10 protein-coding genes and 1 tRNA gene are annotated in these 14691 nt (G+C 52.5%); 8 read left to right on the top strand and 3 right to left on the bottom strand.

The genetic code is table 11. The features are described 5' to 3' along the window. The first annotated feature begins 105 nt into the window (after positions 1-105). From metG to BJJ97_RS12010, 6 genes are all read left to right on the top strand, one after another. Positions 106-2136, top strand: a complete 2031-nt coding sequence (gene metG / locus BJJ97_RS12035) for a methionine--tRNA ligase (protein WP_095994066.1) — start codon at positions 106-108, stop codon at positions 2134-2136. A 280-nt stretch (positions 2137-2416) separates the two neighbouring features. After that, positions 2417-5464 carry a formate dehydrogenase-N subunit alpha gene (gene fdnG / locus BJJ97_RS12030; protein ID WP_095994065.1) on the top strand — a complete coding sequence of 1016 codons (3048 nt, stop codon included), beginning with the start codon at positions 2417-2419 and terminating at the stop codon, positions 5462-5464. A 12-nt stretch (positions 5465-5476) separates the two neighbouring features. Continuing rightward, entirely contained in the window at positions 5477-6385 is a 909-nt protein-coding gene (gene fdxH, locus BJJ97_RS12025; protein WP_095994064.1) for a formate dehydrogenase subunit beta, read from the top strand. Continuing rightward, positions 6378-7013 (top strand): formate dehydrogenase-N subunit gamma, encoded by a 636-nt coding sequence (fdnI, locus tag BJJ97_RS12020; RefSeq protein WP_095994063.1) that lies wholly within the window; start codon positions 6378-6380, stop codon positions 7011-7013. The genes fdxH and fdnI overlap by 8 nt, the downstream gene beginning before the upstream one ends. 312 nt (positions 7014-7325) lie before the next feature. Beyond that, positions 7326-8402: a sugar ABC transporter substrate-binding protein gene (locus BJJ97_RS12015; protein WP_095994062.1), complete on the top strand. Its 1077-nt coding sequence runs from the start codon at positions 7326-7328 to the stop codon at positions 8400-8402. 14 nt (positions 8403-8416) lie between these two features. Then, positions 8417-9667, top strand: coding sequence for an LVIVD repeat-containing protein (locus BJJ97_RS12010; protein ID WP_095994061.1), 1251 nt, complete (start codon positions 8417-8419; stop codon positions 9665-9667). Positions 9668-9724: 57 nt separating this feature from the next. Here BJJ97_RS12010 and pgl read toward each other — a convergent pair whose 3' ends face one another. Both pgl and BJJ97_RS12000 read right to left on the bottom strand, forming a co-directional pair. Beyond that, a complete protein-coding gene (gene pgl, locus BJJ97_RS12005) occupies positions 9725-10723 on the bottom strand; it encodes a 6-phosphogluconolactonase (protein ID WP_095994060.1) in 999 nt (332 codons plus the stop codon). Between the two features lie 302 nt (positions 10724-11025). Beyond that, positions 11026-11113 (bottom strand) — tRNA-Ser (locus tag BJJ97_RS12000). Between the two features lie 273 nt (positions 11114-11386). Between BJJ97_RS12000 and BJJ97_RS11995 the strand changes: the two genes are divergently transcribed. Then, positions 11387-12208, top strand: a complete 822-nt coding sequence (locus BJJ97_RS11995) for a pyridoxal phosphatase (protein WP_095994059.1) — start codon at positions 11387-11389, stop codon at positions 12206-12208. Positions 12209-12290: 82 nt separating this feature from the next. Here BJJ97_RS11995 and glk read toward each other — a convergent pair whose 3' ends face one another. Beyond that, positions 12291-13256 carry a glucokinase gene (gene glk / locus BJJ97_RS11990; protein WP_095994058.1) on the bottom strand — a complete coding sequence of 322 codons (966 nt, stop codon included), beginning with the start codon at positions 13254-13256 and terminating at the stop codon, positions 12291-12293. 187 nt (positions 13257-13443) lie between these two features. On the opposite strand from glk, the gene BJJ97_RS11985 reads away from it, so the two are divergent. Then, positions 13444-14688, top strand: coding sequence for an MFS transporter (locus tag BJJ97_RS11985; protein WP_095994057.1), 1245 nt, complete (start codon positions 13444-13446; stop codon positions 14686-14688). Positions 14689-14691 lie beyond the last annotated feature (3 nt).

Here is a 14691-nt window from a genome sequence, read left to right as displayed (position 1 = left end):
TGCCATGTGGTTTCCTGCCGTTTTACTCACGCCAGCGGTTTACGCAGCAAGGCGCTATCGGTTAACATCGATCTCCCTCTATTCACAAAAGAAAGCAAGTTCCTCATGACTCAAGTCGCAAAGAAAATCCTGGTAACGTGCGCGCTGCCTTACGCTAATGGTTCAATCCACCTCGGTCATATGCTTGAACACGTTCAGGCCGATATTTGGGTTCGTTACCAGCGAATGCGCGGCAACCAGGTTCACTTTATCTGTGCGGACGACGCCCACGGCACGCCAATCATGCTGAAAGCACAGCAGATGGGGATTGCGCCAGAACAGATGATTGCGGCAATGAGTCAGGAACATCAGCAGGACTTTGCCGGTTTCAATATCAGCTATGACAACTACCACTCCACGCATAGCGAAGAGAACCGTGAGCTGTCAGGCCTGATTTATGGTCGGCTGAAAGAGAACGGTTTTATTAAAAATCGCACCATTTCTCAGCTGTACGACCCAGAGAAAGGCATGTTCCTGCCGGACCGTTTCGTCAAAGGCACCTGCCCGAAATGTAAGGCTGCCGATCAATACGGCGATAACTGCGAAGTCTGTGGCGCGACCTACAGCCCAACAGAGCTGATCGAACCCAAATCAGTGGTGTCAGGTGCCACGCCAGAAATGCGTGAAACAGAACACTTCTTCTTCGATCTGCCTGCGTTCAGCGAGATGCTGCAAGCCTGGACGCGTTCCGGCGCATTGCAGGAGCAAGTCGCTAACAAGATGCAGGAGTGGTTCGATTCTGGCCTGCAACAGTGGGACATTACCCGCGACGCACCGTATTTCGGTTTTGAAATCCCCGATGCGCCGGGCAAATATTTTTACGTCTGGCTGGATGCGCCAATCGGCTACATGGGTTCGTTTAAGAACCTGTGCGACAAGCGTGGCGATCTGAATTTTGATGATTTCTGGAAGAAAGACTCCGACGCGGATTTGTACCACTTCATCGGTAAAGACATCGTTTATTTCCACAGCCTGTTCTGGCCAGCCATGCTGGAAGGCAGCGGTTTCCGTAAACCGACAAACCTGTTCGTGCACGGTTATGTCACGGTCAACGGCGCCAAGATGTCTAAATCACGCGGCACCTTCATTAAAGCGGGCACGTACCTGCAACATCTGGATGCCGATTGCCTGCGTTATTACTACGCGGCAAAACTGTCTTCTCGCATTGACGACATCGACCTCAATCTGGAAGATTTCGTTCAGCGCGTGAATGCTGACATCGTTAACAAAGTCGTGAATCTGGCATCACGTAACGCCGGTTTCATTAACAAGCGCTTTGACGGCAAGCTGGCGGACAAGCTGGCCGACGCCGAGCTGTACAAAACCTTCACCGATGCCGCCACCAGCATTGCCGAAGCCTATAGCAGCCGTGAATCCGGGCGTGCCATTCGTGAGATCATGGCGCTGGCAGATATCGCCAACCGCTATGTTGACGAACAAGCACCGTGGGTTGTGGCGAAAGCAGAAGGTCGGGATGAAGACCTGCAAGCCATTTGCTCAATGGGCATCAACCTGTTCCGCATACTGATGACATACCTGAAGCCGGTTCTGCCTTCGCTGTCCCAGCGGACAGAAGCATTTTTGAACACGGAACTCAGTTGGGATGCTATCGCTACCCCGCTGCTGAGCCATCAGGTTAGTCCATTCAAAGCGCTGTTTAACCGCATCGATCTGGATAAAGTTAATGCGATGGTTGACGCGTCTAAAGAAGATATGGTCGCCGCGCAGAAAGTCGTGTCTGGTCCGTTGGCAGACAACCCGGTGCAGGACACGATTAACTTTGACGATTTTGCCAAAGTTGATATGCGTATCGCACTGATTAAGCAGGCTGAACTGGTTGACGGTTCTGACAAGCTCTTACGTCTGACGTTGGATTTGGGCGGCGAAACCCGTCAGGTCTTCTCCGGCATTCGTGAAGCTTATCCCGATCCGGCTAAGCTGGAAGGCCGTTTAACCGTGATGGTCGCCAATCTGGCACCGCGTAAAATGCGCTTCGGTATATCAGAAGGTATGGTGATGGCAGCCGGTCCCGGCGGGAAAGATATCTTCCTGCTGAGCCCAGACAGCGGCGCTCAGCCGGGCATGCAAGTCAAATAACCACCACATCAAGCCGGATTCTTATCCGGCTTTTTTTTGCAACAATTCCTCCACAAACTCCCGCTTATTCCCCTTTGACTGACTCGTCACGTCACATTATTTGTAACCATGAAATAACAAAATCGTTATGTATTACAATATATAACGAATAAAAAATATACCTCTTTATAGGTGTTATGGGGGTTTAAATACTTAAATTTTGATTTTGCGCAAAGCCCACAATTTGTGTGTTGTTAAATTGCTCGCAACAAAAATGACACATAATTACACAGGGAAACTAATGCAACTGAATAGAAGAGGTTTCTTTAAAGTTTGCGCGGGGGGGATGGCTGGAACCACTCTCGCGGTATTGGGCTTTACACCCACGGAAGCAATGGCATCAGTACGTCAATATAAGCTGTTACGGGCAAAAGAGACGCGTAACAACTGCACCTACTGTTCAGTTGGTTGTGGTGTGCTCATGTATAGCCTGGGCGATGGCGCCAAAAATGCGAAGCCTTCTGTTTTTCATATCGAAGGTGATGCGGATCACCCAGTCAGCCGCGGCTCCCTTTGCCCGAAAGGTGCGGGCTTAGTTGACTACATCCACAGCGAAAACCGCCTGCTCTACCCTGAATACCGCGCACCGGGTTCAGACAAATGGCAACGAATCAGCTGGGACGACGCGATTGAACGCATCGCGCGCCTGATGAAAGCTGACCGTGATGCCAACTTCGAACGCACCAACGCCAAAGGCGAAACCGTCAACCGCTGGCTGACTACCGGTATGCTGTGCTCTTCTGCCGCCAGCAACGAAACCGGTATTCTCGATCAGAAATTTGCCCGCGCACTCGGCATGGTTGCTATCGACTGTCAGGCACGCTTGTGTCACGGGCCAACCGTTGCCGCACTGGCACCGACATTCGGCCGTGGCGCGATGACTAACAACTGGGTTGATATCAAAAACGCCAACGTCATCATCGTGATGGGCGGAAACCCGGCGGAAGCGCACCCGGTCGGTTTCAAATGGGCCGTTGAAGCGAAAACGCACAACAAGGCGAAGCTGATTGTTGTCGATCCGCGTTTTAACCGCTCCGCGGCCGTTGCCGATCTCTATGCGCCGATCCGCGCAGGCTCAGATGCCGCCTTCCTGTTAGGTATTGTTAACTACCTTATTACGAACGAGAAAATTCATCGCGAGTACGTGGTGTCTTACACCAACGCCAGCCTGATCGTACGTGATGATTTCAGCTTCGACGAAGGCTTGTTCAGCGGCTACGACGAGCAAAAACGTCAATATGACAAATCCAGCTGGCAGTATGAGTTAGATGAGTCCGGTTTCGCTAAACGCGACAACACGCTGTCCCACCCGCGCTGCGTCTGGAACCTGCTGAAAAAACACGTCTCCCGCTATACGCTGGAAATGGTGACATCCCTGTGCGGCACCTCAGCCAAAGATTATGAAGAAATTTGCCGTACGCTGGCTGAAACCTGTGTACCGAATAAAACCGCAACCTTCATGTATGCACTGGGTTGGACGCACCACACCAACGGCGCGCAAATTATCCGCTCCGCAGGCATGATCCAGCTTCTGCTGGGGAATATTGGGATGGCAGGCGGCGGTATCAACGCCCTGCGCGGTCACTCCAACATTCAGGGGTATACCGACCTGGGCCTGCTGTCGTTAAATCTGCCGGGCTATATGCCACTGCCGTCAGAAAAACAGCCGGATCTGAATACCTATCTGGGCCAAATCACACCAACCGCCGTGTTGCCCGATCAGGTTAACTATTGGAAAAATACGCCAAAATTCTTTATCAGCATGATGAAGAGCTTCTACGGCGATCACGCACAGGCCGCGAATAACTGGGGTTATGACTGGTTGCCGAAGTGGGATCGTAGCTACGACGTTATGGTGCAAACCGAGCTGATGGTGGAAGGCAAAATGAACGGTTACATCGTTCAGGGCTTTAACCCCGTTGCGGCATTCTCCAACAAGAATAAAGCGACCGAAGCACTCTCCAAACTCAAGTACATGGTCATCATCGATCCGCTGGTCACGGAAACCTCCACGTTCTGGCAGAACTACGGTGAATTCAACGACGTGGATACGAAGTCCATTCAGACTGAAGTCTTCCGTCTGCCGTCTTCCTGCTTTGCCGAAGAGAATGGTTCTATCGCCAACTCTGGTCGCTGGTTGCAATGGCACTGGGCGGCGGCTGAGCCACCAGGAGAAGCCCGCCACGACGGTAAAATCCTCGGTAAGCTGCTGATGCGTCTGCGTGAGTTGTATAACGAAGAAGGCGGTACTTATCCTGATCCAGTGATGAATATCAACTGGAACTATAAAGACCCGGAAGATCCGCATCCAGAAGAGATCGCGCGCGAAGCCAACGGTATGGCGCTAGCTGATATCTACGATGACAGCGGCAAACTGATTCTGAAGAAAGGCCAGCAGCTCGCCGATTTCTCACAGCTGCGTGATGACGGTACCACGTCCAGTTTTTGCTGGATTTACGCCGGGAGCTGGACAGAAGCCGGTAACCAGATGGATAAACGCGACAACGCCGATGCTGGTCTGGGCTGTACGCCGAACTGGTCATGGTGCTGGCCGCAAAACCGCCGCATTCTCTACAACCGCGCCTCCGCCGACCTGCAAGGGAAACCGTGGGACAGCAAGCGTAAATTGCTGGAATGGACCGGTCAGAAATGGCAAGGCATTGATGTGCCAGACTTCGCCGCAACCGTACCGCCAGGCAAAGACACCGGGCCGTTCATCATGCTGCCGGAAGGTCTGGCACGTCTGTTCTCCGTAGACAAACTGGTAGACGGGCCGTTCCCTGAACACTACGAACCGATCGAATCGCCTATCGGCACCAACCCACTGCACCCGTCGGTGATTTCCAGCCCGGTCGTGCGTTTGTTTGCGCGAGATGCGAAAACCATGGGCACCGCGAAGGATTTCCCTTACGTGGCAACGACATACTCAATTACCGAATTGTTCCGTCACTGGACAAAACACGCGCGTCTGAACGCGATTGTGCAACCAGAACAATTTGTTGAGATCGGTGAAAATCTGGCGAAGAGCAAAGGCATTAAGGCGGGCGATGAAGTCAAAGTCTCCTGCCAGCGTGGCTACATCAAAGCCAAAGCGGTGGTCACCAAACGTATCAAAACGCTGGAGATTGCCGGACGCAGCGTGGAAACCATTGGTATTCCCTGCCACTGGGGCTTTGAGGGAACCACGCGTAAAGGGTTCCTGGCTAACACACTCACCCCGAGCGTCGGCGACGCTAATTCACAAACGCCTGAGTACAAAGCGTTTTTGGTTAATGTAGAGAAGGTGTAAGGGTAGCCAACTATGTCAATGCAATCACAAGATATTATTAAACGTTCGGCCACTAACGGCTTTACACCGCCTCCGCATGTGCGTAACGACAAAAGCGAAGTGGCAAAACTGATCGATGTCACCACCTGTATCGGCTGTAAAGGCTGTCAGGTGGCCTGTTCAGAGTGGAACGACATTCGTGACGACGTCGGCCATAACCTCGGGGTTTATGATAACCCGGCGGATCTGAGCGCCAAATCCTGGACGCTGATGCGCTTTTCCGAAGTGGAAGAGAACGATCGTCTGGAATGGCTGATCCGTAAAGATGGCTGCATGCACTGTAGCGATCCGGGCTGTCTGAAAGCCTGTCCTTCCGCTGGTGCGGTTATTCAGTATGCCAACGGCATCGTCGATTTTCAGTCTGAACATTGTATCGGCTGCGGCTATTGCATCGCCGGCTGCCCGTTCAATATTCCACGACTGAATAAAGAAGATAACCGCGTCTATAAATGTACGCTGTGCGTCGACAGAGTCAGCGTTGGGCAAGAACCTGCCTGCGTGAAAACCTGTCCGACGGGTGCCATTCGTTTCGGTACGAAAGAAGAGATGAAGCATCTGGCAGAAGAACGCATCGCCGATCTGAAAAGCCGTGGTTATGAGAACGCAGGCCTCTACGATCCACAGGGCGTGGGCGGCACACACGTGATGTATGTTCTGCACCACGCAGACAGACCATCGCTCTATAACAATCTGCCGAATGACCCGCAGATTTCCACACCGGTCAATCTGTGGAAAGGCATTCTGAAGCCACTATCTGCGTTAGGGTTTGTCGCCACGTTCGCCGGGTTAATGTTCCACTACATCGGTGTGGGTCCAAACACAGAAGAAATGGAGCATGAACACGAGGGAGAAGACAAAGAAGGGGGAGACAAACATGAGTAAACCAAAAATGATTTTGCGCACTAAGTTTATCGATCGCATCTGTCACTGGATTGTGGTGATTAGCTTTTTCCTGGTCGCGCTCTCAGGTATTGCTTTGTTCTTCCCGACCCTGCAATGGCTGACGCAGACGTTTGGTACGCCACAGATGGGACGTATTCTGCACCCATTTTTTGGCGTGCTGATTGTCATCTGCCTGATCCCGATGTTCTTCCGCTTTGTTGGCCATAACATTCCGAAGAAGCGCGATCTGCCGTGGTTCCTCAACATTATTGAAGTGTTGAAAGGCAATGAGCATGAAGTTTCTGAGGTAGGTAAATACAACCCAGGCCAGAAAATGATGTTCTGGAGCATCATGGGGCTGACGCTGGTACTGCTGATCACCGGGATAATCATGTGGCGTCCTTATTTTGCCCACCTGTTCCCGATTGATGTCGTGCGCTACGCCATTCTGATTCATGCCGTTGCAGCTATCGTCCTCATCCATGCCATCCTGATCCATATGTACATGGCGTTCTGGGTTAAAGGCTCGATCAAGGGCATGATTGAAGGCAAAGTCTCCAAGCGCTGGGCACGTAAACACCACCCACGCTGGGCGCGTGAAATGGAAGAGAAAGAAACGAAGAAATAATTCGCTCTCTTTTCATCTCACCGCCTTCATTCGACAAATAAGTTTGTCAACGGCCTTAAATGCCCGCCTTGCGGGCATTTTTCTTTTTATCCGCAGTCAGCACGAATCGTTATAACTTAAACCCAAAAGTCATAATGTTCCCCTCTTCCTCGTCTATCACTCAACGGCTATGATGCAGTATCATTTTTAAATAGACATCCAGACATAAAGACAGCTATAAAGTAGTGACGCAGAAAACATAACAATACTGCCATCGACACGACACACTTTCATCAACACAAGATCCCTTTATAAAACGCCATGGAGCTGATAATGAAGAAATTTACGCCCGCCCTGCTTGCACTGAGCTTACTGACTGCATTACCGGCACTGGCTAATCAGAATGCCACCATTGCTCCCGTTCCGGCCGCTATCGCCAATCATGACGGTCCGGTTCGCATCGCGGTTATCCGCAACTTGGGTTCGGACGACAACACCACGCAGTTTGTTTCCGGCGTGCTTGAAGAAGGTAAAAAGCTGGGCTTTAAGGTCAGCACCTTTCTGAGCAACGGCGATGATGCCCGTTTTCAGGACTTTGTGAATCAGGCGATTAGCCAGAAATATGATGGCATCATCCTGTCGCAGGGCCGCGATCCCTACTCTACCGATTTGATTAAACGCATTGTCGACAGCGGCATTGCCGTTTCCGTATTTGATACCGCCGTGAACGGCGAAATTCCGGGCGTGACCGTCACCCAGCAGGATGACGCCTCCCTGACTAACGAATCACTCGGCCAACTGGTGAAGGATTTCAACGGTAAAGCCAATATCATCAAACTGTGGGTCGCTGGCTTCCCGCCAATGGAACGCCGTCAGCTCGCTTATCAACAAATCCTGAAAGCCAACCCCGGCATCAAGGAACTCGAGTCGATTGGTGCCGTGTCCTCTGACGTTCAGGGTGATACCGCTAATAAAGTCGGCGCGGTGCTGGCGAAATACCCGAAAGGCAAAATCGATGCGATCTGGGGATCGTGGGATGCCTTCAGTCAGGGCGCTTATAAAGCGTTGAAAGAAAACGGCCGGACCGAAATCAAACTGTACAGCATCGACATCTCCAATCAGGATTTACAACTGATGCGCGAAGCGAGCAGCCCGTGGAAAGTCAGCGTAGCTGTTGATCCTAAACTAATCGGTAAAGTGAACCTGCGTCTGGTTGCCAACAAGATTGCCGGTGAACCAACGCCTGCAACCTATGAGTTCCGCGCTGCCGCGATTCCACAGGCGCTGTTAGCCAGCCAGCCGGGTGCCGTCAACGTCGCCGGATTGGCGAAAATCATCCCAGGCTGGGGCCACACAGATGATTTTATCGCACCGTGGTTTGCTACACTGGAAGCCAAACAGGCGAAATAACACGGAGATAACTCATGGCATCGACTCCTCTGCCCACCCCCGATTACAGCCGTAATATGCGGCTGATTGGACACAGCGATCAGGGTGGCAGACCCGACGGCGTGCAAGTGATGGTTCATCGCGGCTACGCTTATATCGGGCATATGGTTTCACAAGGCGTGTCGATTGTGGATGTGCGCGATGCCAAGAATCCCAAGCCGGCGGGGTTTATTGCTGCCCCGCCCGGCACCTGGAATATCCACCTGCAAACGCACGATGACCTGCTGCTTGTCGTCAACGCGCGCGATTTGTTTGCCGACGCCAGCTTCGCCGAGGAAAAGGTCTATTACACCCGCTCCGTCGCCGACACGGTCAGTACCAAGCAGCAGGGTAAAAGCTGGAGCGCTGGATTACGGATTTTCGATATCTCAACGCCGGATAGACCGCGCGAAATCAGCTTCCTTCCGCTGGACGGCATTGGTATTCACCGCATCTGGTACGTGGGCGGGCGTTGGGCTTATGTCTCCGCGCTGCTCGATGGCTACAGCGACTACATCTTTCTGACTATCGATCTGGCCGATCCACAGCGCCCCGAAGTTGCTGGCCGCTACTGGCTACCCGGCATGCATACCGCCGGTGGGGAAAGCGCAAGCTGGCCGGAAGGCAAGCGTTACGCCCTGCACCATGCCATCATCAGCGGTGACACAGCCTACGGTAGCTGGCGCGATGGCGGATTGACGCTGCTGGACGTGAGCGATCGCACCAATCCACAGCTCATCAGCCACCGTAACTGGAGCCCACCGTTTGGCGGTGGCACACACACGGCGCTGCCGCTGCCGGATCGCGATCTGCTGATCGTGTTGGATGAAGCAGTATTGGATAATCAGGAAGATGGCGAGAAATTGATTTGGGTGTTCGATATTCGTGAGCCGAGTAATCCGGTGAGCATCGCCACCTTTCCGCAGCCGAAAGAGGCGGATTATGTGAAGAAAGGCGCACACTTTGGCCCACATAACCTGCATGAAAACCGGCCCGGCAGCTTCATCAGTTCGTCACTGATTTTCGCCACGTATCAAAACGCAGGGGTACGAGCTTACGACATCAGTAACCCGTATCAGCCTAAGGAAACCGGTGCGCTGGTGCCTGCTGCGCCAGCCCGAATGGTCGACAAACGTCCCGGCAGACCGCAGATTATTCAGTCTTGCGATGTGTTTGTTGATGCCGACGGCATCATCTACAGCACGGATTACAACGCGGGTTTATCGATCATCGAATACCGGGGTTAATCGAAAAAAAAGCCCTGCGGATAATAAACGCAGGGCTTAATGTTGTGCTTAGCTAACTTAGTCCAGTGCCAGCACCGACACCCACATTGGCCCCTGACCGACGGCGTAACGCGCCAGCGGTTGCAGATCGCCCGTGTTCTGGTCGATGTGATACACCTCAATGTGCTGCGATTTCTGCCCTGCTGAAATCAGGAACTCACCTGTGTGATCAATATTGAAACCGCGCGGCTGCGTTTCGGTTGGCTGATGTCCGGTCAGCGTTAACGTGCTGCCGTCTTCAGACACCTGGAAAACACTCAGCAGGCTGGCAGTACGATCGCTGATGTACAGGAAGCGGCCATTTGGCGTAATGTGAATATCTGCCGCCCAGCACGTGTCGCTGAAGCCAGCTGGCATAGCGCCCAACGTTTGCACTTTCTGCAATTCCCCGCTGGCGGCATCCAACTGATACACATCCACCGAGCTGTCCAGTTCATTCACGCAATAGGCAAAACGTTGATTCGGGTGGAAAGCCATATGGCGTGGACCCGCACCCGCTACCGTCGTCATTTCGGCCTGACGGTGTACGCTCAATTCGCCAGCCGCACCCAGATCGTACAGGCGGATGCGGTCTTCTTTCAGGCACGGTGCCCACACGACAGAATTGGTTGGATCGATATTGGTAGAGTGGCACCCTTCCAGTCCATCCAGTTGCTGGATCGGCTCGCCGACGATGCCATCAGCACCAATCGGGCTAACGCTAACGCAGGCACCGCTGTAAGACGCGCTGAACAGGAAACGTCCGTCGTTATCGGTCGACAGGTGCGTCGGGCTGCCCGGTAAAGATGCGACACCCGCTTCCATCAATTTACCCTGTTCATCAATACGATAGCTCAGAACCCTGAAATCAGGACGAACCCCAACATACAGGTGACGCTTGTTCGGTGCGATCACCATCGGCTGAACCTGTCCTGGAACGTCAACGGTTTGCAATAATGTCAGATTTCCCTGAGCACCGAGTTGCCAAACATGAATCTGCTGGCTTTCTGGGCTGGCGACATAAACCACTTGCTGCATCGTATTCTCCTTATTTTTCACGCGAATGTGGCGGCACAGGAAGGCTCAAAAGAAGTTCATCAGAAGGATAACGAACCTGCTCAACCTGACGCACGGCATACCATAAATGACCAATCACTCTATTCTACAGAGACATCGCAAGGCTACTATTGATTTAAGTATGATTGATTAAAGTAATGATTGATGTAGCTAACGGGTGCTGATGGGGGGAATAACGAATAGGCGATGAAAAGTGATGGTTCAGACTATCAGGGGGAAGATAAGAGAGTAATAACAAGATATACAGGGGGAAATACTTGAAGTGGCGGAGGAGTAGAGATTCGAACTCTAGAACGCTTTCGCGTCGCCGGTTTTCAAGACCGGTGCCTTCAACCACTCGGCCACTCCTCCGCAATGACGCGCACTATAAACAGTACGCCGCACATTGTAAAGCAGCGTTGTGGTCAACTGCTTAAAAAATAGATGATAAGCCGTTGAAAGCATAGAAAATCAACAATGGTGCTGTAAAATCGTCCGTTTGGCCTTATTTCCCACCGCCGCGCTGAATCCTTCGTCATCAAATGAACCCCAGACAATTTTATCTCGCTGTTGTCTGTCTATTTTTCGCCGCGTCCTTTATCGTAAGACTCATTGGATACCCACATTTTTATTTGCGAGATAACGATGACCTACCGAGTAATTGCACTTGATCTTGATGGTACGCTACTGAATCAACAGAAAAAAATCCTGCCCGAATCACTTAGCGCACTCGCGCTGGCCCGTCAGCAAGGCATCAAAGTGATGATCGTCACCGGACGTCACCACTCGGCAATCCACCCTTTTTATCAGGGGTTGCAGTTGGATACGCCTGCCATCTGCTGTAACGGCACCTACGTTTATGATTACCAGCAGGGCCAAGCGTCGCACACCAATCCGCTCTCTGTCGAACAGGCAAAAAACGTCATCACGCTGCTAGAGGAATTTGATATTCATGGGCTGATGTATGCCGATGACGACATGTATTACCAGTATCCTACCGGGCACGTAGTCCGCACGCTGGCATGGGCTGCTAACCTGCCGGAACAGCAGCGTCCTCGTTTCGCTCAGGTGGAAAATCTGGTGCGTCAGACCGAAGCGTCCCACGCCATCTGGAAATTCGCGACCACGCACGCCGATGTTCCCACGCTGAACCATTTCGCCGCAGAAGTGGAAAAGCAACTCGGACTGGCCTGCGAGTGGTCATGGCAGGATCAGGTTGATATCGCCCAAACTGGCAACAGCAAAGGCAAGTTGCTCCAGCAATGGCTTGGCGAACAGGGCATCAGCATGAAAGACGTCGTGGCATTCGGCGATAATTTTAACGATATCAGTATGCTGGAAGGCGTAGGATTGGGTGTCGCGATGGGCAACAGCGCCGATGAGATCAAGGCAAGAGCCGATTTGGTGATTGGCAGCAATGAAGAACCTAGCATCGCCGATGTCATCCACACCCGCATTCTGGCATAACCAATCATCACGCAATCAGGTAAGCGAGTCATATTCAGCAATGGCCTCGCTTTTCCTGATTGCGTTCGACGAGCAAACAGACTTATAGCGCGCTGCCCAACACCTGCCGCAGGTACGCCCCCGCCCCCATTAATCCCGGCTGCTCATGGGTAATCAGGTACACGGGGATATCCTGCATATAGCCTTTGAACCGCCCTTTGTCTTCAAAAGCCGCCCGAAAACCGGAGGCTTTAAAGAACTCAAGAAAGCGCGGAACGATGCCGCCAGCAATATACACACCACCAAATGTGCCTAAATTTAACGCCAGATTGCCGCCGAAGCGTCCCATGATGACGCAGAAGAGCGACAGCGCGCGGCGACAGTCCACATCCGTATTGTTGACAGCACGTTCGGTAATATCTTTCGGCTCCAGCGCCTCCGGCGTGCGGTCATCAGACAGCACTACGGCACGGTAAATGTTCACCAACCCCTGCCCAGAGAGTATGCGTTCAGCGGAAACATGCCCGAGCGACTGGCGCAAAACAGAGAGAATTTTGTCTTCTTCATCGCTATTCGGCGCGAAATCAACATGACCACCCTCACCCGGCAGGCTAATCCATTGATTGGCGACATGCACCAGATGAGCGACACCTAACCCCGTGCCTGCACCATACACCGCTATCGGTTTATCTGGCACAGGCTCCCCGCCGCCAAATTGGAGTAAATCCGAGTTAGTCATCACCGGCACAGCCATGGAAACGGCGGTAAAATCGTTGATGACCTCAAAATGGCGTAGACCCAGACTCGTTTTCATTTCTGCGATGGAAAACGCCCAGGTGTGGTTCGTCATTGCCACCCAGTCACCGGTAATCGGGCAAGCGATCGCGATACAGGCATCCTGCACCGTGACCTGTCGCGAATCGAGATAATCACGAATGGCCGCTTCCAGAGAAGGGAAATCCAGCCCGGAATAGGTTTCGATTTGCGACAATTCGCCCGTTGTAGCATCACATAGCGCCAAACGCGTATTGGTGCCGCCGACATCGCCCACTAAAACAAAGTGCGTCATTCTTCTTTTCCCCTCAAGCAAAGCAGATACCCGATCATTGCGCGAAAATAGCCAGCTACGCTATGGCTATATAACTTTCTAGTGATAAGGATCTCATTTATGGCTAAAAGCTGCGGTTAAGTTAAAAGTAATCGATTACATTTAGAAAACACAAATTGTAATCGATTACTTTTAAGAGGGATACCACATGGTTTCTTCATCTGAAAACACAGCTACCAAATCGTTACAGCCGGCCTTCGTGGTTCCCAGACTGTCACTCATGATGTTTTTAGAGTTCTTCATCTGGGGTTCATGGTCTGTCACTCTGGGCCTGGTTATGACACAGCACAACTTGGCCGCCATGATTGGCGACGCCTTCTCTGCTGGGCCAATCGCTTCGATCCTGTCGCCGTTTGTACTGGGCATGGTGGTTGACCGCTTCTTCCCATCACAAAAAGTCATGGCGCTGCTGCACCTGATCGGCGCGGTCATCCTGTGGTTTGTGCCTGCCGCGTTAATCAACGAAGACGGCTCACAGCTGCTGATCCTGCTGTTCGCCTACACGCTGTGCTTTATGCCAACGCTGGCGTTAACCAACAACATCGCGTTCCATAACCTGAGCAACAGCGAGAAGAGCTTCCCGGTTGTGCGCGTCTTCGGCACCATCGGTTGGATCGTTGCCGGTGTCTGCATCGGGACGGCGGGCATCTCCGCAAGCGTCAATATCTTCTACGTCGCGGCCGCTTGCTCTGCCATTCTGGCTGCCTACAGCCTGACGCTGCCGCATACTCCAGCGCCGGCAAAAGGCTTGCCGCTGGCAGTGCGCGATCTGTTCTGTGCTGATGCGTTTGCGCTGCTGAAGAAAGGCCACTTTCTGGTGTTTGCCATCTGCGCCATGCTGATCTCTATTCCACTGGGCACCTACTACGCTTACACCGCATCCTTCCTGAGCAATGCGGGTATCAGCGACGTCAGCACCGCTATGTCGTTTGGTCAGATGTCCGAAATCGTCTTCATGCTGATCATTCCGCTGCTGTTTAGAAAGCTGGGCGTGAAGTACATGCTGTTCATCGGCATGCTGGCGTGGTTCGTACGCTATGCCCTCTTCGCGATGGGCGTGAATGAAGAAACGCGCTGGTTGCTCTACATCGGTATCCTGCTGCACGGCATCTGCTATGACTTCTTCTTCGTCATTGGCTTCATCTATACCGACCGCATCGCGGGAGAGAAAATCAAAGGTCAGGCACAAAGTATGGTGGTCCTGTTCACCTACGGTATCGGTATGCTGCTGGGCTCGCAGGTTTCCGGTGCACTCTATAACCGTCTCTTCAACAACGGCACGTTAAACGCGCCTGAAATCTGGGCGACCTTCTGGTGGATCCCTGCGGTTGCCGCAGCCATCATCGCCGTCATTTTCCTCTTCTCCTTCAAATATAAAGAAGAGCGGGCTTAATCA

The sequence above is a fragment of the Pectobacterium polaris genome, from assembly GCF_002307355.1.
Taxonomy (GTDB): domain Bacteria; phylum Pseudomonadota; class Gammaproteobacteria; order Enterobacterales; family Enterobacteriaceae; genus Pectobacterium; species Pectobacterium polare.
This window is presented reverse-complemented; position numbering and strand designations above follow the sequence as displayed.

Bases quoted from the DNA above. Each gene is read 5' to 3' on its own strand.
- BJJ97_RS11995 (WP_095994059.1), top strand. From the start codon at position 11,387: ATGACCTACCGAGTAATTGCACTTGATCTTGATGGTACGCTACTGAAT.
- metG (WP_095994066.1), top strand. From the start codon at position 106: ATGACTCAAGTCGCAAAGAAAATCCTGGTAACGTGCGCGCTGCCTTAC.
- glk (WP_095994058.1), bottom strand. From the start codon at position 13,256: ATGACGCACTTTGTTTTAGTGGGCGATGTCGGCGGCACCAATACGCGT.
- fdnI (WP_095994063.1), top strand. From the start codon at position 6,378: ATGAGTAAACCAAAAATGATTTTGCGCACTAAGTTTATCGATCGCATC.
- pgl (WP_095994060.1), bottom strand. From the start codon at position 10,723: ATGCAGCAAGTGGTTTATGTCGCCAGCCCAGAAAGCCAGCAGATTCAT.
- fdxH (WP_095994064.1), top strand. From the start codon at position 5,477: ATGTCAATGCAATCACAAGATATTATTAAACGTTCGGCCACTAACGGC.
- BJJ97_RS12015 (WP_095994062.1), top strand. From the start codon at position 7,326: ATGAAGAAATTTACGCCCGCCCTGCTTGCACTGAGCTTACTGACTGCA.
- fdnG (WP_095994065.1), top strand. From the start codon at position 2,417: ATGCAACTGAATAGAAGAGGTTTCTTTAAAGTTTGCGCGGGGGGGATG.
- BJJ97_RS11985 (WP_095994057.1), top strand. From the start codon at position 13,444: ATGGTTTCTTCATCTGAAAACACAGCTACCAAATCGTTACAGCCGGCC.
- BJJ97_RS12010 (WP_095994061.1), top strand. From the start codon at position 8,417: ATGGCATCGACTCCTCTGCCCACCCCCGATTACAGCCGTAATATGCGG.